This window comes from Bradyrhizobium forestalis, assembly GCF_002795245.1.
In the GTDB taxonomy this organism is placed as follows: domain Bacteria; phylum Pseudomonadota; class Alphaproteobacteria; order Rhizobiales; family Xanthobacteraceae; genus Bradyrhizobium; species Bradyrhizobium forestalis.
On sequence record NZ_PGVG01000075.1, the window covers coordinates 1 to 14931 of the forward strand.

General features: G+C 65.1%; 14 protein-coding genes. 5 read left to right on the forward strand and 9 right to left on the reverse strand.

Annotation, left to right across the window (positions count from 1 at the left end; all coding sequences use genetic code 11):
• Positions 1-166: 166 nt before the first annotated feature.
• Positions 167-1234 (reverse strand): acyltransferase family protein, encoded by a 1068-nt coding sequence (locus CVM73_RS37755; RefSeq protein ID WP_100236790.1) that lies wholly within the window; start codon positions 1232-1234, stop codon positions 167-169.
• Positions 1235-1427: 193 nt separating this feature from the next.
• Here CVM73_RS37755 and CVM73_RS37760 point away from each other — a divergent pair, with 193 nt between their 5' ends.
• The 5 genes from CVM73_RS37760 (at position 1428) to CVM73_RS37780 (ending at position 8044) form a co-directional block, all read left to right on the forward strand.
• Positions 1428-2744 carry a UDP-glucose dehydrogenase family protein gene (locus tag CVM73_RS37760; RefSeq protein WP_100236791.1) on the forward strand — a complete coding sequence of 439 codons (1317 nt, stop codon included), beginning with the start codon at positions 1428-1430 and terminating at the stop codon, positions 2742-2744.
• A 141-nt stretch (positions 2745-2885) separates the two neighbouring features.
• Positions 2886-5360, forward strand: a complete 2475-nt coding sequence (hrpB, locus tag CVM73_RS37765) for an ATP-dependent helicase HrpB (RefSeq protein ID WP_167407295.1) — start codon at positions 2886-2888, stop codon at positions 5358-5360.
• A gap of 118 nt (positions 5361-5478) precedes the next feature.
• Entirely contained in the window at positions 5479-5991 is a 513-nt protein-coding gene (locus tag CVM73_RS37770; RefSeq protein ID WP_167407294.1) for a TIGR02281 family clan AA aspartic protease, read from the forward strand.
• 50 nt (positions 5992-6041) lie between these two features.
• A complete protein-coding gene (locus CVM73_RS37775) occupies positions 6042-6338 on the forward strand; it encodes a nucleotidyltransferase family protein (RefSeq protein WP_100236793.1) in 297 nt (98 codons plus the stop codon).
• A gap of 206 nt (positions 6339-6544) precedes the next feature.
• Positions 6545-8044, forward strand: coding sequence for a phosphomannomutase/phosphoglucomutase (locus CVM73_RS37780; protein ID WP_100236794.1), 1500 nt, complete (start codon positions 6545-6547; stop codon positions 8042-8044).
• Positions 8045-8205: 161 nt separating this feature from the next.
• Here CVM73_RS37780 and CVM73_RS37785 read toward each other — a convergent pair whose 3' ends face one another.
• The 8 genes from CVM73_RS37785 to CVM73_RS37820 all read right to left on the reverse strand — a co-directional run bounded on the left by CVM73_RS37785 (position 8206) and on the right by CVM73_RS37820 (position 14753).
• Positions 8206-8715: an Lrp/AsnC family transcriptional regulator gene (locus CVM73_RS37785; RefSeq protein ID WP_100236795.1), complete on the reverse strand. Its 510-nt coding sequence runs from the start codon at positions 8713-8715 to the stop codon at positions 8206-8208.
• Complete coding sequence (locus CVM73_RS37790) at positions 8712-9731, reverse strand: sugar kinase (protein WP_100236796.1); 1020 nt, start codon at positions 9729-9731, stop codon at positions 8712-8714. Before CVM73_RS37790 ends, CVM73_RS37785 begins: the two co-directional genes overlap by 4 nt.
• 13 nt (positions 9732-9744) lie before the next feature.
• Positions 9745-10689, reverse strand: coding sequence for an NAD(+) diphosphatase (nudC, locus tag CVM73_RS37795; RefSeq protein ID WP_100236797.1), 945 nt, complete (start codon positions 10687-10689; stop codon positions 9745-9747).
• 11 nt (positions 10690-10700) lie between these two features.
• Positions 10701-11120: an HIT domain-containing protein gene (locus CVM73_RS37800; protein WP_100236798.1), complete on the reverse strand. Its 420-nt coding sequence runs from the start codon at positions 11118-11120 to the stop codon at positions 10701-10703.
• A 300-nt stretch (positions 11121-11420) separates the two neighbouring features.
• Positions 11421-12548, reverse strand: a complete 1128-nt coding sequence (locus CVM73_RS37805) for a muconate cycloisomerase family protein (protein ID WP_100236799.1) — start codon at positions 12546-12548, stop codon at positions 11421-11423.
• A complete protein-coding gene (locus tag CVM73_RS37810; RefSeq protein WP_100236800.1) occupies positions 12545-13300 on the reverse strand; it encodes an SDR family NAD(P)-dependent oxidoreductase in 756 nt (251 codons plus the stop codon). The genes CVM73_RS37805 and CVM73_RS37810 overlap by 4 nt, the downstream gene beginning before the upstream one ends.
• Positions 13300-14094, reverse strand: coding sequence for an amino acid ABC transporter ATP-binding protein (locus tag CVM73_RS37815; RefSeq protein WP_100236801.1), 795 nt, complete (start codon positions 14092-14094; stop codon positions 13300-13302). The genes CVM73_RS37810 and CVM73_RS37815 overlap by 1 nt, the downstream gene beginning before the upstream one ends.
• Positions 14091-14753 (reverse strand): amino acid ABC transporter permease, encoded by a 663-nt coding sequence (locus CVM73_RS37820; protein WP_100236802.1) that lies wholly within the window; start codon positions 14751-14753, stop codon positions 14091-14093. Before CVM73_RS37820 ends, CVM73_RS37815 begins: the two co-directional genes overlap by 4 nt.
• Positions 14754-14931: the final 178 nt, after the last annotated feature.

A 14931-nucleotide genomic window follows, 5' to 3' on the forward strand; every position in this document is an offset into this window, starting at 1 on the left:
TCGCTCGAGCGCCCCGCGGCAATCGCAGCCCAGAACGGCCTACAACTCTCTCGCAGAATTCCTTGGGACCGCGTCATCGCAACCTCCTTTGTCAAGGTGTTGCAACGACCGATTGAATTCGCCCTGGGTCGCCCGGTCAAGCCGGGCGACGACACCGAGAGTGTCGCTACTCCGCCGCCTGCAACGCGGGAGCCGCCTTCCTCGGCGCGATCCAGAACGCATCGGGCCGCTCGAACAGGAAGCGCGCATTGAGGCGCAGCGCGCCTTGCCAGATCGCCAGCGCTCCGAGCACGCCGGCGATGGTGACCATCAGCGACACCGTGCCGATGTCGGCAATGACGCCCGTGCGCAGCAGCAGCGTCCGCGTCGCCGCCATCGGCAGGAAGAAGGCGAGGTAGATCACGATCGAATGCTCGCCGCAGAAGCGGAGGAAATTGAGCCACTGCGCGCGCGCGAGCAGCGTGCCCGTCGTGATGATGGCGCAGACGCCGGCAAAGCCGAGCACGAGCGAGACGAGCTTCCATTCGCTGGCCCCATGCGCGACCAGGCTGGCATTGAGCAGTGCCCAGGCCGCGAGCGCCGCGAGCGCAAGCACTGGACGTGCCCGCGCGCGATCCGACAGGGCGAACACGTAAGGCGCGAACAGGTAGCCCGAATAGAAATAGACGAAGCGCGCGCAGAACTCGTCGATGACGGTCCAGCCGGTTGTGATCCGTGCGGTCTCCAGCGCGGCGGCAACGAGCCAGATCGCGAGCGGCGGGAGCTTGCGTGTCAGTTTCGTGACGATGAAGAAGATCGGCAACAGATAGATGAACCACAGCGTGCCGAACGGCTCGATGAAGGATTCGAGGTACAGCAGGCCAACCGCGCGCCAGCTGGTCTCCGCGGCAAAGGCCGGTGCCTTGAAACCGAACTGGATTGTCACCCAGACGACATAAAAATAAGCGAAATGCACCACCTTGCGGTCGAGATAGGTTCGCCAGTCCCGATCGATCACCAGAGACAGGAACAAGCCCGAGATCAGGAAGAAATCCGGCATCCGGAACGGCTTTGCGAAGGCCACGGCGACATGCATGAAACCGGTCTGGCCGGCGGCGAGCTCGACCCCCAGCACCGAATGCATCATCACGACCATGACGATGCAGATGCCCTTGGCGTAGTCGACCCAGTCGACACGCGCGGCCGAAGGGGCCTTGGAAAGGCTGGCCGCAGCGATTGTGCCTGATCGTGCCATGGTGTCCCTTTTCGAGGCGCCTCTCGCCCATCCCTGTGTGGGCGTGGGGCAGTTTGGAGCCTAGTGGTTTCCGACGTCTTTACCGGTTCAAATCGCGGGCCGGTTTTTGCATGCGGACTGTTCCATGACCTCGGGAAAATGCTAAACCGCCCTGAATTGGGCTTTCGTTAACCAAGCTGGAACGGGATTTTTCATGCGAATTGCGATGATCGGCACGGGCTATGTGGGATTGGTGTCCGGTGCCTGCTTTGCGGATTTCGGCCACGACGTCACCTGCGTCGACAAGGACGAGAAGAAGATTGCGGCGCTCCATCGCGGCGAAATCCCGATCTACGAGCCCGGGCTCGAGGAGCTGGTTGCGACCAACGTGAAGGCCAAGCGGCTCGACTTCACCACCGACCTGTCCAAGCCGGTGGCCGACGCCGATGCCGTGTTCATCGCGGTCGGCACGCCCTCGCGCCGCGGCGACGGCCACGCCGATCTGTCCTACGTCTACGCCGCTGCGCGCGAGATCGCGCAGTCGCTTCAAGGATTCACCGTGGTGGTGACGAAATCGACCGTGCCGGTCGGCACCGGCGACGAGGTCGAGCGCATCATCCGTGAAGCCAACCCCAAGGCCGACGTCGTCGTCGCCTCCAACCCCGAGTTCCTGCGCGAGGGCGCGGCGATCCGCGACTTCAAATTCCCCGACCGCGTCGTGGTCGGCATCTCGGACGAGCGCGGCCGCAAGGTGATGGGCGACATCTATCGTCCGCTGTCGTTGAACCAGGCGCCGCTGATGTTCACCGCGCGCCGCACCGCCGAGATGATCAAATACGCCGCCAACGCCTTCCTGGCGACCAAGATCACCTTCATCAACGAGATCGCCGATCTCTCCGAAAAGGCCGGCGCCAACGTCCAGGAGGTCGCGCGCGGCATTGGCCTCGACAACCGCATCGGCACCAAGTTCCTGCATGCGGGCCCCGGCTTCGGCGGCTCGTGCTTCCCGAAGGACACCAAGGCCTTGATCAAGATCGCGCAGGATTACGACGTCAACTTGCGCATCGTGGAATCCGTGCTGGCGGTCAATGAGAACCGCAAGCGCGCGATGGCGCGCAAAGTGAGCCAGGCGCTCGGCGGCTCGCTGCGCGGCAAGACCATCGCCGTGCTCGGCCTCACCTTCAAGCCCGACACCGACGACATGCGCGACGCGCCGTCGATCCCGCTGGTGACCGGTCTGATCGACATGGGCGCCAAAGTGAAGGCGTTCGATCCCGTCGGCATGGAGCAGGCCAAGGGCGAGCTACCCGATATCACCTATTGCGAGGACGCCTATTCCTGCGCGCAAGGCGCCGACGCGCTCGTCATCGTCACCGAATGGGTCCAGTTCCGCGCGCTCGATCTCGACCGGCTGAAGGCGGCGATGGCAAACCCCGTCGTCGTCGATCTCCGCAACATCTATCGCCCCGAGGACATGCAAGCCGCCGGCTTCATCTACGAGAGCGTCGGCCGTCCGCCGGTGCAGGGCTGATAGCGACACATGATTGTCATACCCCGCGAAGGCGGGGTATCCAGTAATCCCGATCTTCGTGGTGATTGGGATCTGAGTTTGCTGGATCAACAGTCGCAGTGCGCAATTGCGCACAAGGCGGGTTGATGACGGATGCGAGATTTGCCCCGAAGCTTCGACACGCCCCTCCCGATCGATGCCGTGCTCGACGATCTGTCGCGCACGCTGGAGGCCAACAACGCCGCCGTGCTGGTGGCGCCGCCGGGCGCCGGCAAGACCACGCGGGTGCCGCTGGCGCTGCTGGATGCGCCCTGGGCGAGGGATAAGAAGATCATCGTGCTGGAGCCGCGCCGCATCGCCGCGCGCGCCAGCGCCGATCGCATGGCCAAATCGCTTCGAGAACGCACTGGGGAAACCGTCGGCTACCGCGTCCGCTTCGGCTCCAAGATCTCGCGCGCGACCCGCATCGAGGTGGTGACCGAAGGTATCTTCACCCGGCAGATTCTCGACGATCCCGAACTCTCCGGGATTGCCGCCATCCTGTTCGACGAATTCCACGAGCGCTCGCTCGACGCAGATCTCGGCCTCGCGCTGGCGCGCGACGCGCAAATCGGCCTGCGCGAGGACCTGCGCATCCTCGTGATGTCGGCCACGCTCGATGGCGCACGCGTGGCAAAATTGCTCGGCGAGGCGCCCGTCGTCGAAAGCGAGGGTCGGGCCTTCCCGGTCGAGACGCGCTATCTGGGCCGCAAGACGGATGCGCCGATCGAGCGGCAGATGGCGGAGACCATTGCGTCCGCGCTGCGCGCCGATAGCGGCTCGGTGCTGGCGTTCCTGCCGGGCGCCGCCGAGATCCGCCGCACCCAGAATTTTCTTGGCGAGCGCGTGCAGGATGCCTCCATCGAGATCGTGCCGCTGTTCGGCGCGCTCGACGCCGCCGTGCAGGACCGCGCCATTGCACCCGCGCCGAAGGGCACGCGCAAGGTGGTGCTGGCGACCTCGATCGCCGAGACTTCGCTCACCATCGAAGGCGTGCGCATCGTCGTCGATTGCGGTCTCGCCCGCGTGCCGCGGTACGAGCCCGATATCGGCCTGACCCGGCTCGAGACCGTGCGCGCCTCGCGCGCGGCGGTGGACCAGCGCCGCGGCCGCGCCGGCCGCACCGAGCCCGGTGTCTGCTACCGGCTGTGGGACGAGCCACAGACGGCTTCGCTCGCGCCCTACACCCAGCCGGAAATCCTCAGCGCCGATCTGTCCTCGCTGGTGCTCGATCTCGCACAATGGGGCGTCAGCGATCCCGCCGCGCTGTCGTTCCTCGATCCGCCGCCCGGGCCCGCGTGGAAGGAGGCCAAGAGCCTGCTCGAAGAGCTCAACGCACTCGATGGCGACGGCCGCATCACCACCGAAGGCAAGAGCCTGCGCGCGCTGGCGCTGCCGCCGCGGCTGGCGCGCATGATCGTGGATTCGCATCGTGCTGGCGAGGGCGAAGCCGCCGCCGAGATCGCCGCCATCATCACTGAGCGCGGGTTAGGGGGCGACAGCGTCGACCTCGAGCATCGGCGCGACCAGTTCCGCCGTGACCGCTCGCCGCGCGCCGCCAGCGCGCGCGATCTGGCGCGGCGCTGGGCCTCGCAGGTCGCGGCCTCGGAGAAGGCAGGGCAGGAGGAGGATCTTTCGACCGGCCTGATGCTCGCCTACGCCTTCCCGGACCGCGTCGCGCGCAATCGCGGCAACGGCAGTTTCGTGCTGGCTAATGGCCGTGGCGCGGCCGTCGAGCAGACCTCCTCGCTCGCCCGTGCGCCTTACATCGCGATCGGCGAGATGACAGGGACGGCGGCAAGCGGGCGCATCCTGCTCGCTGCGCAAATCACTGAGGACGAGATCGAGAACCATTTCGCCGAGCATATCGAGACCGCCGACGAGATCTCCTTTGATCGCGGCGCGATGGCGCTGCGCGCACGGCGCAAGCGCGTGCTGCATGCCATCACGCTGTCCGAGGCGACGCTTTCGGTGTCGCCTTCGGAGGACACCGCGCGCATTTTTGCCGAAGGACTGATTGCGGCCGGCCTCGACCGGCTGCCCTGGTCGAAGGCGGCCAAGCAGTGGCGCGACCGTGTGATGTTCCTGCGCAAGGCCGAAGGCGACAGCTGGCCCGATCTGTCGGACGACGGGTTGATTGCGCGGCGCGACGATTGGCTGGTGCCGGCGCTCTACGACAAGATCGCGCTGAAGGACATCTCCGCGGGCGACCTTTCCGATGCGTTGATGGCGCTGCTGCCCTGGGAGATGCGCGCACGGCTCGACCGCGAGGCGCCGACGCATTTCGAGGCGCCGACCGGAAGCGCGCTTGCGATCGACTACGAGGCCGAGCAGGGGCCGACCATCGCGGTGCGGCTGCAGGAATTGTTCGGGCTCAACACACATCCCGCGATCGCCGCGGGCAAGGTGCCGCTGGTGCTGGAATTGCTGTCGCCGGCGCAGCGTCCGGTGCAGGTGACGCGCGATCTGCCCGGCTTCTGGCGCGGCAGCTACGCTGCCGTACGCTCCGACCTGCGCGGCCGCTACCCGCGCCATCCCTGGCCGGACGATCCGGCGAGCGCAGTGCCGACAAGGCGGGCGAAGCCGCGCGGGACGTGAGGTCGTATTAACCCTCCGCTCATCCTTTTCGTCAAAATAGCATTGTGCTGACCGCGGCTTTGCTCGCGGGCGGGCGTCTCGCGTGGTGAAATCGAGCTTTCGGCTCGGAAGTGGTGTGATGCGTAACATTGTGATCATCGCGGCCGTCATGATCGGCCTCGGCACCTTCATGGCGCAGATGGCGGACAAGATGAGCTCGGCTTCCGCCACCTCGGCGCCGCGCACGACGGTCGTGGTTGCGGCCACAGCCCCGGCCGGCGGCCGCAGCCTGGCCATATCCCGCGACGGTCGCGGTCATTTCCAGACCGAGGGCCGGATCGAGGGACAGCGCATCGGCTTCATGATCGATACCGGCGCGTCCGTCGTTGCGCTGAATGAGACCTCGGCGGCACGCTTCGGCCTGCGTCCGTCGCGCGGCGATTACAACGCCACCGTCTCCACCGCCAACGGCACCATCAAGGCCGCGCGCACCCGCATCGCCATGCTCGAGGTCGGCGGTCTTATCGTGCGCGACGTCGACGCCATGGTGCTGCCGGACGAGGCGCTGTCGGAGAACCTGCTCGGCCTCTCCTTCCTGTCCCGCCTGAAGCGCTTCGAATACGCCAACGGCCAGATGGTGCTGGAGCAGTAGATTCGCCTTAGGGCCTCCCGCCAAGGCAGGCGGAGTGCTATATTCCGTCCATGAACGGACCCGATGCGATAGCGATTCTGCGACAGTTCGAGCTTGCCCTGCGCGAGCGGGGCGTCTTGCATGCCGCGTTGTTCGGCTCGGTAGCGAGAGGTGAAAGTCATTCCGGCAGCGACGTCGATATCATGGTCGAGATCGATCCAGATGCACGGATCACGGTCTTCGATTACGTCGAGCTCAAGGAGTATATTGCCAAGCTCTTTGATGAACCAGTTGACGTCGTCAACCGCGACTGCCTGAAATCATACGTCGCCCCCGCTGCGAAGACCGACGCGATCTATGCCTTCTGATCGCATCGGCGGGACTCTCCGGGACATCTTGCATCATATCGATAAAGTTAGCCCATTCTGGTCGGACATTTATATCGCGCCACCAGCACGTTCTTCGTTACCAAACTGCCGCAATTATCGGCCATAAGCCTTCATTCCCGCCTTTCGTTGCGGCCCGGCATTCGCTAAGGCTGCATCAAATCCCCCCCTTTCATGAGACCGTCTCAATGTTCCCGAAGCCGAAATCCGTATTGTTGCCCAACACCTACGCCTTCGAATCCGAGCCGATGGTGAAGCCGACGGGCTTTCGCGAGTACGACGCGCGCTGGTTGTTCCAGAAGGAAATCAACCTGATGGGTGTACAGGCGCTCGGCATGGGGCTGGGCGCGCTGATGGCCGAGCTCGGCGTCAAGCAGGAGATCGTCACCGGCCACGATTTTCGCGGCTATTCCGCCTCGATCAAATATGCGCTGATCTCCGGGCTGATGGCTGCGGGGTGCAAGGTGCACGACATCGGCCTTGCGGTGACGCCGATGGCCTATTTCGCGCAGTTCGACTTAGACGTGCCCTGCGTCGCCATGGTCACGGCCTCGCACAACGACAATGGCTGGACCGGCGTGAAGATGGGCGCCAACCGTCCGTTGACCTTCGGCCCCGACGAGATGACGCGGCTGAAGGAGATCGTTCTGAACGCGGAGTTCAAGAGCAAGGCCGGCGGCTCCTACCAGTTCCACGAAAATTATCCGGCGCGCTACATCGCCGATCTCACCTCTCGACCGAAGCTGACGCGCAAGCTCAAGGTCGTCGCGGCCTGCGGCAACGGCACCGCCGGCGCGTTCGCGCCGCAGGTGCTGGAGGCGATCGGCTGCGAGGTGATCCCGCTCGACACCGAGCTCGATCACACCTTCCCGAAATACAATCCCAACCCCGAGGACATGGAGATGCTGCACGCGATCCGCGACGCGGTGCTGCATCACAAGGCCGATGTCGGCCTCGGCTTCGACGGCGACGGTGACCGCTGCGGCGTCGTCGACAACACCGGCGAGGAGATCTTTGCCGACAAGGTCGGCGTGATGCTGGCGCGCGACATGTCGGCGATTCACAAGGATGCGCATTTCATCGTCGACGTGAAGTCGACCGGGCTGTTCGTGACCGATCCCGTGCTGCAGAAGCAGGGCGCCAAGACCGCCTATTGGAAGACCGGCCATTCCTACATGAAGCGCCGCACCAACGAGACGGGTGCGCTCGCCGGCTTCGAGAAGTCCGGCCATTTCTTCTTCAACAAGCCCTATGGACGCGGTTATGACGACGGCCTGGTGTCGGCGATCGCGATCTGCGACATGCTCGACCGCGCGTCCGGCAAGTCGATGGCCGATCTGAAGAACGCGCTGCCGAAGACCTGGTCGTCGCCGACGATGTCGCCGCATTGCGCCGACGAGGTCAAATACGGCGTCATCGACAAGGTGGTGAAGCACTTTGAAGGCTTGCAGGCCAAGGGCGCCAAGATTGGCGATCAGTCGATCCGCGATCTCGTCACCGTCAATGGTGTGCGCGTCACGGTCGAGGACGGCAGCTGGGGCCTGGTGCGCGCCTCCTCCAACAAGCCCGAGCTCGTGGTCGTGGTCGAGAGCCCGGTCTCCGAGCAGCGCATGCACGACATGTTCGAGATGGTGAACAGCGTGCTGCGCACGCATCCGGAGGTCGGCGAGTACAATCAGAAGATTTGAAGGGGCTTGAGGGAGGCTTGATCCATGCCTTCCTCTCCGCTGTCATTCCCCGCGAAAGCGGGGAATCCAGTACGCCGCGGCTTCTCGGCAAATAACGAACGTCTCTGGAATACTGGATCGCCCGGTCAAGCCGGGCGATGACACCTTCCGTGTGGTGAAACCTAAGCCGCCGCCACCGCCGGGATCGGCAGCGCGGTGACCGACTTGATCTTCTCCATCGCGAAGCGCGAGGTGACGTTCTTCAGCGGCACGGCGCTGATCAGCTTCTTATAGAAGACATCATAGGCCTGCATGTCCGCGACCACGACGCGCAGCATGTAATCGACGTCGCCGGCCATGCGATAAAACTCCATCACCTCGGGCATGGCACTGACGGCCTCGGCGAACCGCTTCAGCCAGGCATCGGAATGGTCGGAGCTCTCCACCGACACGAACACGGAGATGCCGAGCCCGATCTTGTTCTGGTCGACGAGCGCCACGCGCTTGATGATCACGCCGTCGGCCTCCAGGCGCTGGATGCGCTTCCAGCAGGGGGTCGAGGACAGCCCGACACGGTCGCCGATCTCGGCGACGGAGAGGGAGGCATCTTCTTGGAGGACCATCAAAATCTTGCGGTCGATGGCATCGAGGCGGCGGCTGGTCTCGGGGATCTGGACGGCGATATCGGTCATTTTGAAGAACTTTGTTCCATTTCACGGGCAGATTTCCCTGATATAGAGAAAATCTTTCCACGACAAGCCCATTTTCTCGGCGCAGCAGTGGAACAGCTCTCGGCACGGACGCGCAAAAACTCTTCAACTTCAAAGCGTTGCGGGGCAGCCAAGCCACCACCATGACGGGTGCATTTCAGCGCTGCGGTGGCCGCGGCGAATCGCAGCGCCTCCCGCACTTCCTTGCCCTCGGCGAGGCAAAGCGCGAATGCGCCATGGAAGACGTCGCCGGCGCCAAGCGTATCGACCGCCTGGACCGGGAAGGCCGGTGTTTCCTCCAGCTGGCCCATTTCGTTCAGCCAGATCGTGCCATGCGGTCCGCGCGTGGCCGCGAGGAAGGCCGGCGTCAGGCTTGCCAGGCGCTTCAACGCCTCGCCGTCGTCGGCGATGCCGGCCGTCTCCTGCACCTGCTCGCTGGCGAACAGCAGGTGCGAGGCCGCCGCGAGCAGGCCGTCCTGCAACGACATCGCGCGGTCGACGCCCATGACGACAGGAATGCCGCGCCGGCGTGCCTCGGCGCAGAGGGAGGTTGCGAACGACGCGCAGCGGCTTTCGACGAGCAACGCCCGACAATCGGCGAGTAGCGCGTCGGTGTCCGGCAGTTCCACGCGCCATAGGCTGGGATCGCGATAGATGGTGAGTGTCCGCTCGCCGGAGGGCTCGATCATGATCGCCGAGACCGGCGTGGTCACATCAGGCATGCGCACGATGTGCGCGACGTCGATGCCCTCCTGCGCCATCCGCGCGAGGATGAAGCCGCTCGAGCTCTCCCGTGCATCGCCCATCGGTCCCGCGAACGCGACGCGACCGCCCAGCCGCGCGATGGCGATCGCGGCATTGAGCGCGTTGCCGCCGCAAATCTCGGCGAGATGGCTGGCGTTCGCCTTGCTGCCGCGTTCGGGCAGGGCCTCGACGCGCAGGATGAGGTCGCGCACCGGCATGCCGATGCAGAGGACGCGCGGCGCAATCCCGGCCATTGATGGTCTCAGCTCAGGCGCTGCTTTTGTCGTGCACCCAGCGGCCGAGCAGGTGATGGGCTATCGCGAACGGGTGCGGTCCGGCGAGCCCGTCCGGATGCGTCCGCGTCAGCATCTTTGCCGCCTCCTCGCGCGTGAACCAGCGCGCGTCCTCCAGCTCGGAGTGATCGACCACGACGTCCTCGTTCAGCGCCCGTGCGCTGCAGCCGATCATCAGTGACGACGGATAGGGCCAGGGCTGCGTCATGTAATACTGCACGTCGGTGCAGCGGATCCCGGACTCTTCCAGGATCTCGCGGCACACCGCATCCTCGATGGTCTCGGCCGCCTCGACGAAGCCGGCGAGGCACGAATACATGCCGGGCGGAAAATGCTTTTGCCGGCCGAGCAGGCATTTGTCGCCGGAGGCCACCAGCATGATCACGACCGGGTCAGTCCGCGGAAAATGCTCGGCCTTGCAACTCGGACAGTCGCGCTTCCAGCCGCCTTCCTTCATCGCGCTGCGCGTGCCGCAATTGGCGCAATAGCCGTGACGCTGGTGCCAGCTCACCATCGACTTCGCCATCGCGATCGCCGACAGCTCCTGTGGCGGCAGCGCGCCCTGCATCGCCATGCCGCGCAGCTCGGTCACGGTATAGTCCTCGCGGCCGACCAGCTTCTCGGCGGCCGTCTGCGATAGGCCCATGCCGAACATGGCGGCGCCATCGCGCAGGCCGAGGAAGATCGTGCCGGGATTGGCGCCGCATTTCAGCGCCTCGTCGATCGAGAGCAGCGCGCGGGTCTTGTCGCCCTCGCGCTTCACCAGCAGCGAGTCGCGATAGACCACATAGGCGCGCGATGACGGCTTCTGCTCCAGCGCGAACAGTTTTTCGTCGTCGCGGCGCAGATGCGCGGCGCGGTCGAGTATGTTGGTGACGAAGGCCGGCTGCCCCAGCGGAAATGCGTCGAATGCTGACATTTCTTGTTCTTTCAACCCAACCAGATCTTGCGGCGAAGCGCGCTGATGAAATTCTGAACCTCCGCAGCGTCATGCGCCAGCGGCGGCATCACGCCCCACACCGGTCGCGGCCAGGCCGCATCACTGGTCCGGCGCGCGATGATGTGAACGTGAAGCTGCGGCACGAGGTTGCCGAGCGCGGCAATGTTGAGCTTGTCGCATTTGGTGATCTCCTTCAGCGCGCGCGAGACGCGGGAGATCTCCGTCATCAGCTGCGCCTGCTGCACCTCGTCGAGATCGATGATCTCGACCGCATCGACCCGCCGTGGCACCAGCAGCAGCCAGGGATAATGCGCGTCCTTGATGACCAGCACCTTCGACAGCGGCAAATCGCCGATGTCGATGGTGTCCTCTTTCAGACGGGAGTGCAGCGACCAGGCAGGTTCGGGCATAGGTGTTTCCGGGTGGCCCGATGGGCGGGCTTGGTTGGCCGGACCATACGATAGGGAGTTGGCGAGGGGAAGGATTGGGGCTCCGCTCCAGCCGCATACACGGTCGTCGTCCCGGACAAGCGCGCCTCAAGCGCGCGCCGATCCGGGACCCAGAACCACCGGAAGAAGTGTTTGGCGAGCTGACAACTCCGAGTCTTCGCCAAACTCAATCCTGTGGCTATGGGTCCCGGGTCTGCGCTGACGCTTGCCCGGGACGACGGTTGAGTTTGTGGCGGCGCCAGCGGCTATGCCGACAGTGAGTTACCCCTCCGCAATCACCCGCGCATTGGCACGGACGGAGGCTTCGCTGACGCGGATGCCGAGACCGGGTCCGTCGGGCACCACGACATGGCCGGCGCGGTTGGCAACGCGCTCTTCCAGCACGTCCTCGGTCAGCACGTGATGCGGCATGTAGAATTCGCAGCCGAGCGAGATGCCCGGTGTGGCCGCGATCAGCTGCGTTCCCGCGGCAAGCCCGATGCCGCCCTCCCACAGCGTGCCGCCATAGCCGGGCAGGCCGGCGATGTCGGCGATCGCCATGATCGCCTGCGCCTCGAACAGGCCGCCGGCCTTCATCAGCTTGATCGAGACGGCGTCGGCCGCCTCGCGCCGCACCACCTCCATCATGTCGCGGCGGTCGAAACAGCTTTCGTCGGCGAGGACCGGCGTCTCCAGAGCCGCAGTGAGCTGTGCCATCACGTCGAGATATTTGCGCGGCACCGGCTGCTCGATGAAGGTCGGCGCGAACTCTTCGACATCGCGCAGGATCTTGATGGCGCCGAACGGCGCCAGCGCCTGGTTGTAGTCGACGCGCAAGTCCACCTTGTCGCCGAACTCTTTCCGGATCGCTTCGAGATGATCGAGGTCCTCGCGATGCGGCTTCACGCCGGTCTTGACCTTGTAGATGACATTGCCGTCCGGAACCATCTTCCGCATGCGCTCGAGATCGGCGGCAAAATCCGGGTCGGCGATCGAGAAGGAGAGGGGAATCGTGTCGCGCACACGGCCGCCGAGGAGGTCGGCGACAGAAAGGCCCGACGACTTGCCGACGATGTCGAGCAGCGCCATCTCGATCGCGACTTTTGCTTCGGCATGGCCGACCAGCGCGCGATCGAGCTCCGCCATCAGTGCGCGGATGCGGCGCACCGGCTTGCCGAGCACGATGGGGCGCAAATAAATGTCGAGCGCGGAAAACGCCGCTTCCGGCGTTCCCGTGAACACCTCCCACGGCGCCGCCTCGCCCCAACCAATTGCACCGTCGCTCGACGTCAGCTCGATCAGCACGCGCTTCACCGTGCCCTTGACGTTGCCGACGCCCTGCAGGCGCGCCATCTTGATCGGGCTCTCGATCAGGAACAGCCTGATCCGCTCGACGGTTGCTTCGGTCATGTCAGGCCTCCATTGACGTGCCAGATCTGGCCGGTGACGTAGGATGCTCTTGGAGATGCCAGGAAGGCGATGATCTCGGCGACTTCCTCCGGCCGCCCGCGGCGGCGCATCGGGATCAGCGCTTCAGTGGCGGCGATCTGCTCGGGCGAGAGCCGGCTCTCGCTCGGCTTGTCCTTGACGATGAGCCCCGGCGCAACCGTGTTGACGGTGATGCCGTCCTGGGCGAGCTCGATCGCGGTCAGCCGCACCAAGGCTTCGAGCGCGGAACGGCTCGCGGCCGTCGCGGCGAACGGCGCGAATTCGGGCCGGATCGCGTGCGCGACGAAGGACGATACCGCGACGATCCGCGCCTCCTGGCCCGCGCGCAGCAGCGGCAGGGCGGCCTCGACCATTCGCGTGAACGCAAGCGCGGATTCGTCCATCGCCTGCCGGAATTGATCCGCGGGCGTGCCGATGGCGCTGCCGCGGCGGGCGTGGCCGCCGACCAGGATTAATCCGTCGAGCCGGCCGAAATTGAGATGCGCGGTCTCGCACGCAAGCGTCAGGGCTACTTCGTCGGCGAGATCGCCGAGGCATGTTGCAACCGCCGCACCGCAGGCTTCCGCCTCCGCCGCGGTCGCCTTAAGTCCGTCCTCGTTCGAGCGTGTGTGCAGAACGAGCCCGAAGCCGGGAGCGGCGAGCAATTTTGCGGTGGCGCGGCCGATGCCGCTGGCGGCACCGGTGATGAGATAGACGCGTTCAATATCGGGCATCAGGATGTCGCATTTCCCGACGGCAAGGCGCCGGTTCGGTGGAAATGGCTGAGGAAGGCGCGCGTCGCAGCCTCCTGCGGATCGTCGATCACCTGCCGCGCCGGGCCTTCCTCGACCACGACGCCGTCGCGCATGAAGATCAGGCGGTCGGCGACCTCGCGGGCAAACGCGATCTCGTGGGTCACGATCACCATGGTCATGCCCTCGGAGGCCAACCGCTGCATCACGTTCAAGACCTCGCCGACCAATTCAGGGTCGAGCGCCGAGGTCGCCTCGTCGAACAGCATGACATCAGGCTCCATCGCGAGCGCGCGTGCGATCGCGACGCGCTGCTTCTGACCGCCCGAGAGCGTGGCCGGATATTGGTCCGCCTTCTCAGCCAGGCCCACTTTTGCAAGTTGCGCACGTGCGAGTGTCTCGGCGTCCGCCTTGGCCATACGCCGCACCGTGACCGGTCCTTCCATGACGTTCTCGAGCGTCGTCATGTGCGGGAACAGATTAAAGTGCTGGAACACCATGCCGGTGGTCGCGCGGAATTTTGCCAGCGTCTTCACGTCCGGCAGCTTTGCGCCGTCGCCGAATGCAAAGCGCGTATCGCCGACGCGGACGCTGCCGCCGTCGGGCACGACCAGCAGATTGATGCAGCGGAGCAGCGTCGATTTGCCCGAGCCCGACGGCCCGATCAGCGCGACGACACCGCCCTTGGCGACGTCGAGATTGATGTTCTTGAGGACCTCGTTGCTGCCAAAGCTCTTGCGAAGGCTGCGGATCTCGATTTTTGACGTCTCGCTCATTCGCTGACCGCCAATCGCTTCTCGCCGCGCCGGACGAGGATGGTGAGCGGAATCAGGATCGCCGCATAGGCGACCGCGACTGCGGTGTAGGTCTCCAGCGGCCGGTAGCTGTCATGCGCCGCGACCTGGCTCTGGTAGACCAGATCAGGCACCGCGAGCACCGAGACCAGCGAGGTGTTCTTGAACTGGATGATCGACTGGTTCATCAGCGCCGGGATCATGCGCTTGATCGCCTGCGGCAGCACGATGCGCCGCATGCTCTGGCCGGGCGTCATGCCGAGTGCCGCGCCGGCTTCGGACTGGCCTTTGTCGATCGAGACGATGCCGCCGCGGATGATCTCCGAATAGAACGAGCCGCCATAGAGCGAGAGCGCCAGCGCCGAGGCCGTGATCGGCGTCATCTCGACGCCGGCGAGGATCGGCAGCGCGTAATAGAACCAGATCAGCTGCACCAGGATCGGCGTGCAGCGGAACGCTTCAATGAAGGTGAGGGCAACGAGCCGCAAGGGCCTGAAGCGCGACAGGCTGCCGAACGCCCCTAACAGGCCGAACAGCAGCCCGCACACCACGATGACCACGGTGAAGCCGACCGTGACGCCGAGCCCATTGAGAAAGAGCCAGCGATAGCTCCAGAGGATGCCGAAGTCCCACTGATACATGCGTGCTTAACTCAGCCGGCGGAAAACTTGAAACGGTGCCGCGTCGTTCTCGGTGCACCTCTCCCGCTTGCGGGGGAGGTCGACGCGCGTAGCGCGGCGGGTGGGGGCTCTCTCCTCTTGGGGAATCTCTTTGTGGAGACACCCCCACCCCAACCCTCCCCCGCAAGCGGGAGAGGGG

Coding starts and splice junctions, on each gene's coding strand:
- CVM73_RS37755 (WP_100236790.1), bottom strand. CDS start 1,234: ATGGCACGATCAGGCACAATCGCTGCGGCCAGCCTTTCCAAGGCCCCT.
- CVM73_RS37760 (WP_100236791.1), top strand. CDS start 1,428: ATGCGAATTGCGATGATCGGCACGGGCTATGTGGGATTGGTGTCCGGT.
- CVM73_RS37770 (WP_167407294.1), top strand. CDS start 5,479: ATGCGTAACATTGTGATCATCGCGGCCGTCATGATCGGCCTCGGCACC.
- CVM73_RS37775 (WP_100236793.1), top strand. CDS start 6,042: ATGAACGGACCCGATGCGATAGCGATTCTGCGACAGTTCGAGCTTGCC.
- CVM73_RS37780 (WP_100236794.1), top strand. CDS start 6,545: ATGTTCCCGAAGCCGAAATCCGTATTGTTGCCCAACACCTACGCCTTC.
- CVM73_RS37785 (WP_100236795.1), bottom strand. CDS start 8,715: ATGACCGATATCGCCGTCCAGATCCCCGAGACCAGCCGCCGCCTCGAT.
- CVM73_RS37790 (WP_100236796.1), bottom strand. CDS start 9,731: ATGGCCGGGATTGCGCCGCGCGTCCTCTGCATCGGCATGCCGGTGCGC.
- nudC (WP_100236797.1), bottom strand. CDS start 10,689: ATGTCAGCATTCGACGCATTTCCGCTGGGGCAGCCGGCCTTCGTCACC.
- CVM73_RS37800 (WP_100236798.1), bottom strand. CDS start 11,120: ATGCCCGAACCTGCCTGGTCGCTGCACTCCCGTCTGAAAGAGGACACC.
- CVM73_RS37805 (WP_100236799.1), bottom strand. CDS start 12,548: ATGACCGAAGCAACCGTCGAGCGGATCAGGCTGTTCCTGATCGAGAGC.
- CVM73_RS37810 (WP_100236800.1), bottom strand. CDS start 13,300: ATGCCCGATATTGAACGCGTCTATCTCATCACCGGTGCCGCCAGCGGC.
- CVM73_RS37815 (WP_100236801.1), bottom strand. CDS start 14,094: ATGAGCGAGACGTCAAAAATCGAGATCCGCAGCCTTCGCAAGAGCTTT.
- CVM73_RS37820 (WP_100236802.1), bottom strand. CDS start 14,753: ATGTATCAGTGGGACTTCGGCATCCTCTGGAGCTATCGCTGGCTCTTT.